The 14,285-nt window shown below is 68.8% G+C and carries 11 protein-coding genes and 1 other RNA gene; 8 read left to right on the top strand and 4 right to left on the bottom strand.

Going from position 1 to position 14,285, the window contains the following annotated elements:
- The coding region (locus NON22_RS11590; protein WP_257387091.1) for an aminopeptidase P N-terminal domain-containing protein at nucleotides 1-933 on the bottom strand (933 nt) is incomplete at its 3' end.
- 13 nt (nucleotides 934-946) lie between these two features.
- Entirely contained in the window at nucleotides 947-1,516 is a 570-nt protein-coding gene (locus NON22_RS11585) for a UPF0149 family protein (RefSeq protein WP_257387090.1), read from the bottom strand.
- 138 nt (nucleotides 1,517-1,654) lie between these two features.
- Here NON22_RS11585 and NON22_RS11580 point away from each other — a divergent pair, with 138 nt between their 5' ends.
- The 7 genes from NON22_RS11580 to rpiA all read left to right on the top strand — a co-directional run bounded on the left by NON22_RS11580 (nucleotide 1,655) and on the right by rpiA (nucleotide 9,543).
- Nucleotides 1,655-6,223: an EAL domain-containing protein gene (locus NON22_RS11580; protein ID WP_257387089.1), complete on the top strand. Its 4,569-nt coding sequence runs from the start codon at nucleotides 1,655-1,657 to the stop codon at nucleotides 6,221-6,223.
- Nucleotides 6,224-6,275: 52 nt separating this feature from the next.
- Nucleotides 6,276-6,500, top strand: a complete 225-nt coding sequence (locus NON22_RS11575) for a TIGR02449 family protein (protein WP_257387088.1) — start codon at nucleotides 6,276-6,278, stop codon at nucleotides 6,498-6,500.
- A 152-nt stretch (nucleotides 6,501-6,652) separates the two neighbouring features.
- Nucleotides 6,653-6,955, top strand: coding sequence for a cell division protein ZapA (locus NON22_RS11570; RefSeq protein ID WP_257387087.1), 303 nt, complete (start codon nucleotides 6,653-6,655; stop codon nucleotides 6,953-6,955).
- A gap of 6 nt (nucleotides 6,956-6,961) precedes the next feature.
- Nucleotides 6,962-7,146: non-coding RNA, 6S RNA (gene ssrS / locus NON22_RS11565), on the top strand.
- Nucleotides 7,147-7,645: 499 nt separating this feature from the next.
- The gene (locus tag NON22_RS11560) at nucleotides 7,646-8,248 is read left to right on the top strand and encodes a 5-formyltetrahydrofolate cyclo-ligase (protein WP_257387086.1); all 603 of its coding nucleotides are present in this window, start codon (nucleotides 7,646-7,648) and stop codon (nucleotides 8,246-8,248) included.
- Nucleotides 8,249-8,396: 148 nt separating this feature from the next.
- Nucleotides 8,397-8,849 carry an EVE domain-containing protein gene (locus NON22_RS11555; protein ID WP_257387085.1) on the top strand — a complete coding sequence of 151 codons (453 nt, stop codon included), beginning with the start codon at nucleotides 8,397-8,399 and terminating at the stop codon, nucleotides 8,847-8,849.
- A gap of 49 nt (nucleotides 8,850-8,898) precedes the next feature.
- On the top strand, nucleotides 8,899-9,543 hold the full coding sequence (gene rpiA / locus NON22_RS11550; RefSeq protein WP_257387084.1) for a ribose-5-phosphate isomerase RpiA: 645 nt from the start codon (nucleotides 8,899-8,901) through the stop codon (nucleotides 9,541-9,543).
- 122 nt (nucleotides 9,544-9,665) lie between these two features.
- Here the strand turns inward: rpiA and NON22_RS11545 are convergent, their stop codons facing one another.
- Nucleotides 9,666-10,715 (bottom strand): cyclic nucleotide-binding domain-containing protein, encoded by a 1,050-nt coding sequence (locus tag NON22_RS11545; RefSeq protein ID WP_257387083.1) that lies wholly within the window; start codon nucleotides 10,713-10,715, stop codon nucleotides 9,666-9,668.
- A 162-nt stretch (nucleotides 10,716-10,877) separates the two neighbouring features.
- On the opposite strand from NON22_RS11545, the gene NON22_RS11540 reads away from it, so the two are divergent.
- Complete coding sequence (locus NON22_RS11540) at nucleotides 10,878-13,664, top strand: valine--tRNA ligase (RefSeq protein ID WP_257387082.1); 2,787 nt, start codon at nucleotides 10,878-10,880, stop codon at nucleotides 13,662-13,664.
- A gap of 83 nt (nucleotides 13,665-13,747) precedes the next feature.
- Here the strand turns inward: NON22_RS11540 and NON22_RS24990 are convergent, their stop codons facing one another.
- Nucleotides 13,748-14,023 (bottom strand): integrase core domain-containing protein, encoded by a 276-nt coding sequence (locus NON22_RS24990; protein WP_425507971.1) that lies wholly within the window; start codon nucleotides 14,021-14,023, stop codon nucleotides 13,748-13,750.
- Between the last annotated feature and the right edge of the window lie 262 nt (nucleotides 14,024-14,285).

The raw sequence follows: 14,285 nt of genomic DNA, 5'->3' as shown, positions 1-14,285 counted from the left end.
GTGCGGCGCGGTCCAGGCGCGGCCGGCGCGGGCCTGGGCGATCGCCGCGTCCTGCGCGGCGAGCACGATTTCGTACAGCGCGCGCTGGTCGTCGCTGAAGCGGCCGTTGACCGGGAATGTGCGCGTGATGTCCGAGGCGTAGCAGTCGTATTCGGCGCCGGCGTCGATCAGCAGCAGGTCGCCGTCGCGCAGGCGCGCGTTGTTGGCGCGGTAGTGCAGCACGCAGGCGTTGACGCCGCCGCCGACGATGGGCTCGTAGGACGGTACCGCGCCGGCGCTGCGGAACGCGTGCAGCAGCTCGGCCTCGATCTGATGCTCGAACAGGCCGGGCCGCGTCGCGCGCATCGCGCGCCGATGGCCTTCGGCGGCGATCGCCGCGGCCTGGCGCATCAGCGCGAGCTCGTCCCTGGACTTGTACAGACGCAGGTCGTGCAGCAGGTGCGACAGCGCGACGAACTCGTGCGGCGCGCGCGCGAGCGGACCGCGCAGGGTCTGCACGCGCTTGATCCAGCCGATCAGCTTGAGGTCGAAATCGCTGTCGCGGCCGAAGTGGTAGTAGACGCGAGAGCGGCCTTCGATCAGGCCCGGCAGGATGTCGTCGATGTCCTCGATCGGAAACGCGTCGTCGAGGCCGCACTGCTCGACGGCGCCGTCGGGGCCCAGGCGTGGACCGTCCCAGGCTTCGCGCGCGGGATCGCGATCGCGGCAGAACAGGATGGTCTCGGCCGGACTGCGGCCCGGCAACAGCGCGAGCACGGCGTCGGGCTCGGGAAAGCCGCATAGGTAATGGAAATCGCTGTCCTGGCGATACGGATACGGCGCGTCGTTGTTGCGCAGGCGCTCGGGCGCAGCCGGCACGATGACGATGGCGTCGTCGCCGGCCAGGCGCATGAGCTGGCGGCGGCGGCGCGCGTATTCGCGGGCGGCGATCACGGGCGGCGCGGGCTCAGTGCAGGTTGCGGTCGGCGCCGACGCTCGGCGGCGGCACAGGCGCGAGTTCCGCATGCAGCAGCATGACGCCGACGCGGATGAATTCCAGCACCTCGCTCAGCGCGTTCTCGTCTTCCTCGGCGTCGTCGTATTCGAAGCGCGAGGCGGCGATCGTGCCGAAATCGCGCAGGATCTCCGCGCCGTCCTCGGACAGGGCGCCGTCGACCTTCGCGCCCGACAGTCCCAGGCCGCCCAGAAAGCCGCGGCACCACTGCACCAGCGCGTCGGCGCGTTCGTCCAGCGGCTCTTCCTCGCCGGGCAGCAGCGGCTCGAAGATCCGCGTCGGATCGTCGAGCTGGCCGCGGCAGTCCTTGAACAGCCGGTTCAGCAGCTCCAGGCGCGCCTGGGTCACGGCGCCGGTGTCGGTGTCGATCTCCAGCCGCTGCAGCCAGTTGCGCGGCGACGCCGTGCCGCCGCCGCAGAGGAACCCGGTCAGCGAGCCGTGCAGATCGCTCGCGGCGACGCCGAACTCGAGTTCGTTCAGGACCATGCCGAGTTCGGCATGGGTGATGGCGGGGCTGTTCATGGCGGGTCCGTGCGCGGCAACGGCGCGATTGTACCCGCCGCGGCGACGGGCGCAGCCGGCGCGGCCGCCGCACTCTGGTGACGCGCCGGCGCTTGCGCCTACACTGCCGGCGCGGCAGTCAAGGGGAGGGCGCGCTGCGTGGGACTCCGGCGACATCTCGAGAGAGGACCAGGCGCGGCCGCATGCACGTTCCTGCTGGCGGTGCTGCTGTGCTGCGCTACGGCCGGCGCGGCGCGGCGCAGCTTCTATTTCGACAATCTCGGCAGCGAACAGGGTCTGCAGCAGAACACGATCAGTGCGCTGATGCAGGACCGCAGCGGCTTCCTCTGGATCGCGACCCAGGGCGGCCTGCACCGCTACGACGGTTACGCGTTCCGGGTCTACGAGCAGAATCCCGACCGCGGCGACAGCCTGCCCGACAGTTTCGTCACGGCGCTGGCCGAGGACCCCGAGGGCGGCATCTGGGTCGGCACCAATGCGAAGGGCCTCGCGCGCCTCGATCCGCGCGACGGCAGCACGCGCCTGCCGCCGCCGGGCAGCCGCGCGGTGACGCCGCGCGGCAACAGCATCTGCGCGCTGCAGGCCGATGCGCCGAACCGCATCTGGGTGGGTTCGCGCGAAGGCATCGACCTCGTCGACGCCGAGCAGGGCACGCGCCAGTCGCTGTTCCGCTTCGACCCGAACGAACCGTTGCCGCTGCGGCCGCAACGGCGCTTCGTCGAGGCGCGCGACGGCAACCTGTATGCGCCGACCACTCAGGGATTGCTGAAGATCGACCGCCTGGCCGTGCGCGCGACGCGGCTGCCGGCGCCGGCGCTGAAGCGCACCCTGTCGGCGCTGGTCGGCCGCGACGGCACGCTCTACGCGGGCACGCCGCAGGGCCTGCTGCGGGTCAGCGCCGACGGTCAGCGCACCGAACAGTTGTGGCCCGCCGCCGGCGCGCCGCCGGCCAACGTGTCCGACGTGGTCGAGGACGGCAGCGGCTGGCTCTGGCTGGCCGTGCGCGGCAGCGGCGTCGTGCGCCTCAACCCGCGCAGCGGAGAGACCGACTGGCTGCACCACCAGCGCGACATGCCCGGCACACTGCCCGAGGAATTCATCACCACCCTGCTGCTCGACCGCTCCGGCCTGCTCTGGCTCGGCGGCGAGACGCGCGGCGTCGCGACGACGCGGCCGACCAGCGAAACCTTCACCTGGCTCGTCGACCTGGATTCGCCGCGCGACCGGGTCACGCGCAACATGGTCGGCAGCCTCTGGAGCGAGGATGCGCGCTACCTCTGGATCGGCACCGAGGGCGACGGCCTCCGGCGCTACGACCGCGAACGCGACCAGTTCGAGAACGCGAGCGAGCCGCTCGCGCGCGCGCTCGACCTGGATACGCCGCTGCAGGAACTCAGCATCTACGCGATCAGCGGCGGCGGCGGCCGGCTCTGGCTCGCGACCAGCCACGGCGCATTCGAGTACGACCTGCGCGAGCGCCGCGCGAGCCTGCTCGACATCCCGCCGCTGGCCGGCGCCGGCGCGACGGCCAGCGGCGACCAGGAAGCGCGCAGTCTCGTGCGCAGCCGCGACGGCAGCCTCTGGATAGGCACGCGCACCAAGGGCCTGCTGCGCTACCGCAGCGGCCTGCCGCTGCAGAGCTGGCGCCACGACGACGCCGACGCCGACAGCCTGCCGCACAACATGGTGCTGAGCCTGCGCGAGGACAGCCACGGCCGGCTCTGGATAGGCACGCTCGACGGCCTGGCCCTGCTCGACCCGGCCAGCGGCCGCCTGCGCCGGATCGCCACCGTCACGGCGGCCGGCAGCGAGCCGCACAGCGGCAACATCGTGCGCACGATCTACGAGGGCCGCGACGGGACGATCTGGGTAGGCACGCACAGCGGCCTGCTGCGCCTCGAACAGCTCGGCGACGGCGCGGCGCGCTTCGCGCGCGTGTCCACGTCCGACGGGCTGGCCAGCAACACGATCTACGGGGTGCTCGAGGACCAGGCCGGCGCGCTGTGGCTGTCGACCAACCGCGGCATCTCGCGCTACGAGCCGGCCACGCGCGCGGTGCGCAATTTCGCGCTGAAGGACGGCCTGCAGGCCTACGAGTTCAACGGCGGCGCGGCGTTCGCGCGCAACGCCGGCGAGCTGCTGTTCGGCGGCGTCAACGGCGTGAACCTGATCGCGCCGGACAGGCTCGCGCGCGAACACTACGACGCGCCGGTCGTGCTGACCGCGCTGACCGTCGGCAGCCGCCGCGAGCAGCTCGGCAGCGGCACGTCGGCCGAACGCGAGATCGCCCAGGCCGAGCGCCTGCTGCGCTTCGAGTTCGCCGCACTGGACTACAGCGCGCCGGAGAGCAACCGCTTCGCCTGGAAGCTCGACGGCTTCGACGACGAGTGGATCGACGGCGGCACGCGCCACGAGGTGACCTATACCAATCTCGATCCGGGCCGCTACGTGTTCCGCGTGCGCAGCGCGCTGAGCGACCCGGCCAGCGCACGCAGCAGCACCTTCGCGTTCGAGATCGTGCCGCCGTGGTACGCGTCGGGCTGGATGAAGGCCGCCTACGCGAGCCTGGGCAGCCTCGTCGTATTGGCGATCTGGCGCGAACGGCGCGGCAAGCGCGCCGAGGAACAGCGCCACCAGAACGAGCTGCGCATGCGCGAGGACCGCCTGCGCCTCGCGCTGTGGGGTTCCGGCGACGAGTTCTGGGACTACGACATGCGCGAAGGACGCATCTACCGGTTCGGCGCCGACCAGCTGCTCGGCAGCACGCCCGAGGAAAGCCTCAGCGCCGAGGACTGGCGCAACTTCGCCGTGCATCCGGACGACCTGGCGCGCGTGGACCGCGCGATGGCCGACCACGTCGCCGGCGTGACCGATCATTTCGAATCCGAGCACCGCATCGCCCACGCCCAGGGCGGCTGGATCTGGGTGCTGTCGCGCGGCAAGATCGTCGAGCGCGACGCCGACGGCCAGCCCGCGCGCATCAGCGGCACCGCGCGCAACGTCACCGCCTCGCGCCTGGCCGACCGCGAGCGGCGCATCGCCGCGGAAGTCATCCGCAACATGACCGAGGCGGTCACCGTGACCGACCTCGATTACCGCTTCACGTCGGTCAATCTCGCGTTCACGCGCATGACCGGCTACCGCGAGGACGAGGTCGTCGGCCAGAACGCCGCGATCCTGAACTCGCCGCTGCACGCGCCGGAAGTCTACGAGCACATGCGCGAGACCCTGGGCCAGACCGGCCACTGGCGCGGCGAGCTCTGGCAGCGGCGCAAGGACGGCGAGGAATTCCTGAGCTGGCTGGAACTGGCCGAGGTGCGCGACGCCCAGGGCACACGCACCCATTTCGTCGGCGTGCTCGCCGACATCACCGACCGCAAGCGCGCCGAGCAGGAGCTGCGCTACCTCGCCAACTACGACACCCTGACCGGCCTGCCGAACCGCACCCTGCTCGGCGAGCGCCTCGGCCACGCGATCATGCGCGCGCGGCGCAACGGCCGCCGCGTCGCCGTGCTGTTCCTCGACCTGGACCGCTTCAAGCACGTCAACGATTCCATGGGCCATGCGGCCGGCGACCGCATGCTCAAGGCCGCCGGCACGCGCCTGCGCGCGCACGTGCGCGACGCCGACACGGTCGCGCGCCTGGGCGGCGACGAGTTCACCGTCGTGCTCGAGGACGTGCACGACGGCGCCGAGGCCGAGCGCGTCGCGCAGAAGCTGCTGCAGGTGTTCGCCGAGCCGCTGGAGCTCGACGCGGGCGAAGTCGTGATCTCGCCGTCGATCGGCATCAGCCTGTATCCGGACCATGCGCAGGTGCCGACCGACCTGCTCAAGTACGCCGACACGGCGATGTATCAGGCCAAGGAAAGCGGCCGCAACACGTACAAGATGTACACCTCGGAGATGGACTCCGCCGCACGCCAGCGCGCGACCATGGTCGGCGCGCTGCGCAAGGCCATGGAGCGCGGCGAATTCCGCCTCGTGTTCCAGCCCAAGATGGCGCTGTCGGACGAACGCATCGTCGGCGTCGAGGCGCTGCTGCGCTGGCACAGCGAGGAACTCGGCGAGATCTCGCCGGCGCTGTTCATCCCGCTGGCCGAAGAGGCCGGACTCATCATCGACGTCGGCGAGTTCGTGCTGAACCGCGCCTGCGCGACCCTGGCGCGCTGGCGCGAGCAGGGCATCGAGGTGGTCATGGCGGTCAACGTCTCGGTGCTGCAGCTGCTGCGCGGCGAACTGCCGCGGCGCCTGCGCGAGATCCTCGCCGAGCACGCCGTCGCGCCGCCGCAGCTCGAGCTCGAGCTGACCGAGAGCACGATCATGAACAACGCCGAGCAATCGGTGCGCACCTTGAACGAACTCAAGGCCATCGGCGTGTCGCTGGCCATCGACGACTTCGGCACCGGCTACTCCTCGCTGTCCTACCTCAAGCGCCTGCCGATCGACACGCTGAAGATCGACAAGGAGTTCGTCGGCGACATCACTTCCGACCCCGACGACGAGGCGATCACCGCGACCATCATCACGATGGCGCATTCGCTCGGCCTCAACGTCATCGCCGAGGGCGTGGAGACGCGCGAGCAGCTCGAATACCTGCGCGAGCAGGGCTGCGACGAGATCCAGGGCAACTGGCTGTCGCTGCCGCTGTCGGCCGAACGCTGCCTGGAATTCCTGAAGGCCCGGCGCCGGGTCGCGGCCGCTCTGTGACGCCGGTCGCGGCGCCGTTGCGGCGCCGCGGCCCTCTGCTATATTCGGGCCCATGTCCGCGGCCCAGAACACGCTTGCCGACCTGCAAGAGGTCAGCGCCCGCATCGATCGCCTGGTCGAGCTGTGCCAGCGCCTGTCCGAGGAAAACCGCAGCCTGCGCCAGAGCCAGGAACAGCTGGCCAACGAACGCGCACTGCTGCTGCAGAAGAACGAACAGGCGCGCACGCGCGTCGAGGCCATGATCGCGCGGCTCAAGTCGCTGGAACAGAACGCCTGAGGCGGCGACGGGATCCGCGCGGCGATTTTCCCGGTCCGGCCCCGACACGATTCGCGCGTTCGCCGCGCAGATTCCGCGGCCCCCTTGACGCCGGGGTGCCGCAGCAGCAATAAGCCAGACTCCCGCCTTCCAGAAGGTTCGCCCAAGCCGCCATGAGCACGCCCACGCCGGTCGCCGTCAGCATCCTCGATCGCGAGTTCCTGGTCGCCTGCACCGAGCAGGAACGCCCGGGCCTGATCGCCGCGGCGGCCTATCTCGACGGCAAGATGCGCGAAGTCAAGAACGCCGCGCGCGCGAGCGGCCTGGATCGCATCGCCGTACTCGCCGCGCTCAACATCACGCATGAGCTGATCGCCGCGCGCCAGCAGGGCAGCAGTCAGGCCGATTCCGTGGCACAGCACGTGCAAGCGCTCAAGCACAAGCTTGAAGGTGTGCTCAGCGCCTCCGTAAAATAGCCGCGTCGTTCTCTGCCGTGTACGACAGCGCACCTAACATTTGCCTTGTTCCTAATCGACTACCCCGGGTTTGCAGTGCTGAGGTCGGTGAGCATGTCCGCCAAGTGCGGAAAGCCTGAGATCTCGCGAGCGGTCCCACCTGTTAACGGGGTTCAAGGTCGTTCTGTGCGCATCGGCACGGCGGAGGGCGTCTTGAGATAGGGCCGGATAGGCGTTCACAGGGCCGCTCTTGTGCCCTGCTGCTTATCCCCACAACCCTGCCAAACGCTCCGCGTTTGGCGCCCCCTTGAGTCAAGGGGGCTCCGAAAAGCGGGGTCTCGCGCGGGTTGCGGTGAGCGCAGCGAACCGCAACGTCGCGATCTCCCGATCTCACTGCCCGAATCCGAAGCCTTCGAATCGAAAGCGCCTCGCGCCGATCTGGCCGCGTAGTCTCGGGACCGGATTCCTACCGCATCAATCCGACCGATTCGGGCTGACATCTCCGGAAAAACGCCCCGGCCGGCGGGAAATGCCGCGATGTTGCGATTCGCTGCGCTCACTGCAACCTGCGGCCGCGCTGTCCCGGCCTCGTCGCGATCGCGGTGCGTCGTTCAGAAACGGGCGTGTCGCGACGCCCGGTCCCGGCCCGTCATTTCCGGCAATCCGGGACGGCGCTGCTACAATCCGCGCCCCTTACTCCGCTCCGCGCCCATGACGACTGCCATCGAGCGCCAGCAACTGCGCCAGCGCCTGCGCGAGCAGCGCGCGAACCTGCCGGCGGCGCAGCGCATCGCCGCGGCCCAGGGCCTGCTGCTGCAGCTGCAGCAACTGCCCGAGCTCGTCGTCGACGAGCGCATCGGCGGCTATTTCGCGGTCAACGGCGAGCTTTCGCTGCACTTGCTCGTGGCGCAGTGCTGGCGCCGGGGCAAGGCCTTCCATCTGCCCGTCGCGACGCCGCCGCGCCGGCTGCGCTTCGCGCGCTACGATGCGGCCAGCACGGTGCAGCCGAACCGCTACGGCATTCCCGAGCCCGTGGCCGCGGGCGACGCGCTGATCGAGCCGGCCGCGCTCGAGCTCGTTTTCGTGCCGCTGCTCGGCTTCGACCGGCGCGGCCACCGGCTCGGCTACGGCGGCGGTTATTACGACAGCAGCTTCGCGTTCCTGCAGCAGCGCGAGCGGCCGGCCCAGCCGCTGCTGGTCGGTGTCGGCTACAGCTTCCAGGAAGTCGATGCGCTCGCGCCCGAGAGCTGGGACGTGCAGCTCGACCTGATAGCGACCGAGCGCGAGCTCATCGACTGCACGGGCGTGGCCTGAGCGAGCGCCGTGCCAGCCCGTCTCGCCCTTCCCTGCATTGCCCGGCCGGCTGCACCAGTGCCGTGCGCCGCGCCTGGCGCACGTCGGCGCCGCGGCCACGACCGCTGCCGCGCGCTTTCCGTATTCCCGTGACCCGCAAGGATCGTCCATGCGCTATTGGCTGATGAAATCCGAGCCCGAGGAATTCTCCATCGACGCGCTCGCGAAGAAGAAGCTCGAACCGTGGAACGGCGTGCGCAACTACCAGGCGCGCAACTACATGCGCGACGGCATGAAGGTCGGCGACGGCGTGCTGTTCTACCACTCCAACTGCGCCGAACCCGGCATCGTCGGCATCGCCGAGATCCGCAGCGAGGCCTACACCGACCCGAGCCAGTTCGATCCGAAGAGCGACTACTACGATCCGGCCAGCAAGCGCGAGGAACCGCGCTGGCTGCTCGTCGACGTCGGCTACAAGCGCAAGCTCAAGCGCACGATCACCCTGGCCGAACTCAAGGACAGGCCCGAGCTGCAGGATCTGGCTCTCGTCAGGAAGGGCAACCGCCTGTCGGTCATGCCCGTGGCCAAGCGCGAGTGGGACTACATCCTCTCGCTGGAATGAACCCGGCCGCCGCACGCGGCCCGTCGAATCACCTCAACGGACAAACCTCATGGATCGCGAACAGCAGAAGCGCCTGGCCGCGCAGCGCGCCGCCGGCTACGTCGAGAAAGGCAGCGTCGTCGGCGTCGGCACGGGCTCGACCGTCGCCTATTTCATCGACGAACTCGGCAGGATGCGCCACGACATCGACTGCGCCGTATCGAGCTCGGAACGCTCGACCGAGCTGCTGCGCGAACGCGGCATCCGCGTCGTCGACCTCAACAGCGTCGGCACGATTCCGCTCTACGTCGACGGCGCCGACGAATGCGACGGCCACAAGCGCCTGATCAAGGGCGGCGGCGCCGCGCTGACGCGCGAGAAGATCATCGCGGCGGCGTCGGAACGCTTCGTCTGCATGATCGACGCGGCCAAGCGCGTCGATGTGCTCGGCAAGTTCCCGCTGCCGGTCGAGGTGATTCCGATGGCGCGCAGCTACGTCGCGCGCGAGATCGCCAAGCGCGGCGGCCAGCCGGTCTGGCGCGAAGGCGTCGTCACCGACAACGGCAACTGGATACTCGACGTGCACAACCTGTCCATCGTCGACCCGGTCGGTCTCGAACGCGACTACAACCAGATCGTCGGCGTGGTCTGCGTCGGCCTGTTCGCCGCACGGCCGGCGGACGTCGTGCTGATCGGCGATACGGTCATGCCGTAGGAACTGCGTGCAACGCGATCGCGGCATGGCCATGCCGGCCGCGCCGCACGACCGCGTCGCGCGCCGCCAACCGCCGTCGGTTCACGCAATCGGCCCGGCGGCACCGAGTGGCGCTGCGCGGCTCAGCTGCGCTTGTCGATCTGTTTGATCATCCCCGAAATGCCGCCCTGCAGCGCGTACACCTCGAAACCCATCTTGGCCATGATGAACGCGGCCGCGGCGCTGCGCTCGCCGGTGTTGCAATAGACCACGTACTTGTTGCCGCGGTCGTACTCGCTGACGGTTTCGCGCAGGGTGTACAGCGGCGTGTTCAGCGCGCCCTTGATCGCGCGCTGCTCGAACTCCTCGGGCATGCGCACGTCGAGCACGATCGCGCCCTGGCGCGCGAGTATCGAGGCCTTGCCCGGCGTCAGCCAGTCCACGGCCGGCGGCTTCATGACCTCGTCGAACGCGCGCTTGGCCAGACGCATGAGCTTGCCGTCCTTGAGCATGCTGACGGTCGCGTTGCGGACGGTGTTGGCCAGCAGCGCGTCCTCGCCGAAGCTGTCGCCGCGCACCAGGTAGGCGACGACGGAGTCGCCGGTCTCCAGGCTCTTGGACACCGAGGCCGTGCCGTCCTTGATGACGTAGAAATAGTCGGCCGGCTCGCCTTCGCGCACGATGACCTCGCCGGCGCGCACGTCGACCTGCTCGAAGCGCTGGAACATGCGCTCGATGCCGGCCGTCGGCAGCTTGTGCATGACGCGCGACTGCAGCAGGCGGAACACCCAGCGGTTGGCCTCCGGCGACGGGTCCCAGTGGCGGAAATTCTCGGCCCGCGACAGCTGGTCCCAGCAGATGATCTTTTCCATGTAGCGCCGGTCGATCCGCGCGAGGGTCGCGCTGATCGAGGTCACCGTCGCCGTGAAGCGGCGCGGCTGGATGTCGCCGAGCGCATAGCGGCCCTGCAGGGTCGAGGCGTCGGTTTCCTTGATCTTGCCGTCGGGGTATTCGCCCTTGACCCGGCCCGACAGCACGAAGATCGTGTGCTCGTCGGTCTCACCGGCCGAGAACAGCACGCTGCCGCGGCCGACTTCCTCGATGAGGGTCTCGCGCGCGAGCTGCTCCAGGTTCTCCGGCCGCAGCGAATCCAGCGGGTACAGCTTGGCCAGATCGGCGCTGTTAACGCTCATGCCCGCTCCCTCCGTTGTCCGTGCGGCGGCAGTGTAGCGGGCGCCCCCACGGGCCGGGAATAGCGCGGGTTTGGGCCGGAAACCGCGCGGACGCTACAATCGGGCCATCCCCTTTCCGCAATCGCCCAGGCGCCCACGCCCGGGCCCAGGTCATCACACGCCATGGACAAGAGCTTCGAACCCGGCCAGATCGAATCCAAGTGGTACGCACAGTGGGAGGCCAACGGCTGGTTCCGGCCCTCGGGCCAGGGCGAACCGTATTCCATCCTGCTGCCGCCGCCGAACGTGACCGGCACCCTGCACATGGGCCACGCGTTCCAGCACACCATCATGGATACCTTGATCCGCTATCACCGCATGCGCGGCTGCGACACCTTGTGGCAGCTCGGCACCGACCACGCCGGCATCGCGACCGAGATGGTCGTCACGCGCCTGCTGGCCGGCGAGGGCCAGAGCCGCAACGAGCTCGGCCGCGACGCCTTCATCGAGCGCGTCTGGCAGTGGAAGCAGCAGTCCGGCGACACGATCGAACGGCAGATGCGCCGCATGGGCGTGTCGGGCGACTGGAGCCGGACCATGTTCACGATGGACGAGATCCCGTCCGAGGCCGTGCGCGAAACCTTCGTGCGCCTGTTCGAGCAGGGCCTGATCTATCGCGGCCAGCGCCTGGTCAACTGGGACCCGGTGCTGAAGACCGCGATCTCCGACCTCGAAGTCGTCAGCGAGGAAGAGGAAGGCCGCCTCTGGTCGATCCGCTATCCGCTGGCCGACGGCTCGGGTTCGCTCGTGGTCGCGACCACGCGCCCGGAAACCATGCTCGGCGACGTGGCCGTGGCCGTGCATCCGGAAGACGAGCGCTACGCATCGCTGGTCGGCAAGACTCTCGCGCTGCCCCTGAGCGACCGCGAAATCCCGATCATCGCCGACGCCTACGTCGAGCGCGAATTCGGCACCGGCTGCGTGAAGATCACGCCGGCGCACGACTTCAACGACTACGCGATCGGCCAGCGCCACGGCCTCGCGCCGATCAACATCTTCACCGACGAGGCGAAGATCAACGCGAACGCGCCGGCCAGGTATCAGGGACTGGACCGCTACGACGCGCGCAAGGCCGTGCTCGCCGACCTGGAGGCCGCGGAACTCCTCGTTGAGGAAAAGAAGCACAAGCTGCAGGTGCCGCGCGGCGACCGCACGGGCCAGGTCATCGAGCCGTACCTGACCTGGCAGTGGTTCGTGAAGATGGACGGCCTGGCCGCGCGCGGCCTGGAGCTCGTCGAGACCGGCAAGGTGCGCTTCGTGCCGGAGAACTGGATCAACACCTACCGCCACTGGCTCGGAAACATCCAGGACTGGTGCATCAGCCGCCAGCTCTGGTGGGGTCACCGCATTCCGGCCTGGTACGACGCGGCCGGCAACACCTACGTCGCGCGCAGCGAGGAAGACGCGATCGTCCAGGCCGCCGCGAAGCACGGCGGCACGGCGCCGGCGCTGCGCCGCGAGGACGACGTGCTCGAGACCTGGTTCTCCTCGGCGCTCTGGGCGCATTCGACCCTGGGCTGGCCGAACGAACGGGCCATGGCCGAACGCGGCTTTGCGCGCTACCTGCCGACGTCGGTGCTCGTGACCGGCTTCGACATCATTTTCTTCTGGGTCGCGCGCATGATCATGATGACCGACCACTTCACCGGCGAAGTGCCGTTCAAGGACGTCTACATCACGGGCCTCGTCCGCGACAAGGACGGCCAGAAGATGTCCAAATCCAAGGGCAACATCCTCGATCCGATCGACCTGATCGACGGCATCGAGCTCGAAGCGCTCGTGACCAAGCGCACCGGCGGCCTGATGCAGCCGCAGATGGCGGCCAAGATCGAGAAGGCCACGCGCAAGGACTATCCGCAGGGCATCGCCGCCTACGGCGCCGACGCATTGCGCTTCACGTTCGCCTCGCTCGCGAGCCACGGCCGCGACATCAAGTTCGACCTCGACCGCTGCGGCGGCTACAAGAACTTCTGCAACAAGCTCTGGAACGCGGCGCGCTTCGTGCTGATGAACGGCGAAGGTTTCAGCGTCCCTGCCGGCGCCGCGCCGGTCGCGCGCACCGAAGCCGAGCGCTGGGTGCTCGCGCGCCTGCACCGCTGCCTGGCCGAAGTCGAGACCCAGTTCGCCGCCTACCGCTTCGACCTCGTCGCACAGGCGCTGTACGAATTCACCTGGAACGAGTTCTGCGACTGGTTCCTCGAGCTGACCAAGCCCGCGCTCGCCGGCGAAGACAAGGCTGCCGCCGACTCCACGCGCCATACCCTGCTCTACGTGCTCGAGACCCTGCTGCGCGCGCTGCACCCGCTGATCCCGTTCATCACGGAAGAGATCTGGCAGAACGTCGCGTCATCGCTCGGCATCACCGCACCGACGATCTCGCTGCAGGCCTATCCGCGCGCGGCCGGCCTGCCCGCCGATGCGGACGCCGAAGCCGACGTCGAATGGCTCAAGGCCGTAGTCTCGCAGCTGCGCCGCATCCGCAGCGAGATGAACCTCGCGCCGAGCCGCACGATTCCGCTGATCTGGGTCGGCGGCAACGCCGCCGACCGCGCGCGCGTCGCCAACTTCGGCGCACAGATCGCCTTCCTCGCCCGCATCGACAACCAGCGCTGGCTCGCCGACGGCGAAGCCGAACCCGCCGCATCCGCGGCCATCATCGGCGAGCTGAAGCTGCTGATCCCGCTGGCCGGCCTCATCGATCTCGGCGCGGAAAAGGTGCGCCTGGCCAAGGAAATCGCGCGCATCGAAGCCGAGATCGGCAAATGCGAAGCGAAGCTCGGTCAGCCGACCTTCGTTGCGAACGCACCGGCCGCGGTGGTCGAGGAAATGCGACAGCGGCAGGCGGCGTTTGCGGCGCAGCTGAGTGGGCTCAGGGAGCAGGCGCAGCGGTTGGAGGCGGCGGCGGCCTGAGCACGGGAAATTCCGCTCAGCCTATTGCCGGATAGGACACGACCCGCGCGGTTTACCGCGCGGTTTTTTATGGTCCATACCCCTCAACCGATACCAGCCGAAACTAGAGACTGACGCTGCTGCCACTGTCGTTTGAAGACCATCGGAGGCAGGTTGCCGATGGCCTGGTGAGCACGCTGCTCGTTGTAAATCGGTAGCCAACGCTGCGTTTCTGCACGTGCGTCGGCCAAGGTCAGAAAGCAGTTCGCATCGAGCACTTCGACGCGGTAGGTTCCGTTGAATCGCTCGATGTAAGCGTTCTGCGCCGGGCAACCTGGCTCGATGAAATGCCAGGCAACTCCTTTGGCGCGCGCGCCCAGGCTTGGAGGATCTCGCTGCGGAATTCCGGTCCGTTGTCGCTACGAATCATCACGGGCTTGCCGTGCCATTCGCACAGTTGCTCAAGCACCCTAACCACGCGCGAACCACTGAGGCTGAAGTCGATCGATGGCCAGTGCGTCGGGTCTGTCAATCCAAGTGTGTAACTGCCACCACGGTTACATATGGACAGGTACCCGTTCCTCGCCGAAGAGGATCTGGAATACCTGCAGCGCCGGTTTCCAGTGATGTACCGATCGCCAG

The organism is Tahibacter caeni, assembly GCF_024609805.1.
GTDB lineage: Bacteria > Pseudomonadota > Gammaproteobacteria > Xanthomonadales > Rhodanobacteraceae > Tahibacter > Tahibacter caeni.
Note: the sequence above shows the minus strand (reverse complement) of the source record. Positions and strands in the feature narration are given on the sequence as shown.

What these genes read in the sequence shown, in the direction of transcription:
- NON22_RS11585 (WP_257387090.1), bottom strand. Translation starts at nt 1,516, where the DNA reads ATGAACAGCCCCGCCATCACCCATGCCGAACTCGGCATGGTCCTGAAC.
- NON22_RS11575 (WP_257387088.1), top strand. Translation starts at nt 6,276, where the DNA reads ATGTCCGCGGCCCAGAACACGCTTGCCGACCTGCAAGAGGTCAGCGCC.
- NON22_RS11570 (WP_257387087.1), top strand. Translation starts at nt 6,653, where the DNA reads ATGAGCACGCCCACGCCGGTCGCCGTCAGCATCCTCGATCGCGAGTTC.
- NON22_RS11560 (WP_257387086.1), top strand. Translation starts at nt 7,646, where the DNA reads ATGACGACTGCCATCGAGCGCCAGCAACTGCGCCAGCGCCTGCGCGAG.
- NON22_RS11555 (WP_257387085.1), top strand. Translation starts at nt 8,397, where the DNA reads ATGCGCTATTGGCTGATGAAATCCGAGCCCGAGGAATTCTCCATCGAC.
- rpiA (WP_257387084.1), top strand. Translation starts at nt 8,899, where the DNA reads ATGGATCGCGAACAGCAGAAGCGCCTGGCCGCGCAGCGCGCCGCCGGC.
- NON22_RS11545 (WP_257387083.1), bottom strand. Translation starts at nt 10,715, where the DNA reads ATGAGCGTTAACAGCGCCGATCTGGCCAAGCTGTACCCGCTGGATTCG.
- NON22_RS11540 (WP_257387082.1), top strand. Translation starts at nt 10,878, where the DNA reads ATGGACAAGAGCTTCGAACCCGGCCAGATCGAATCCAAGTGGTACGCA.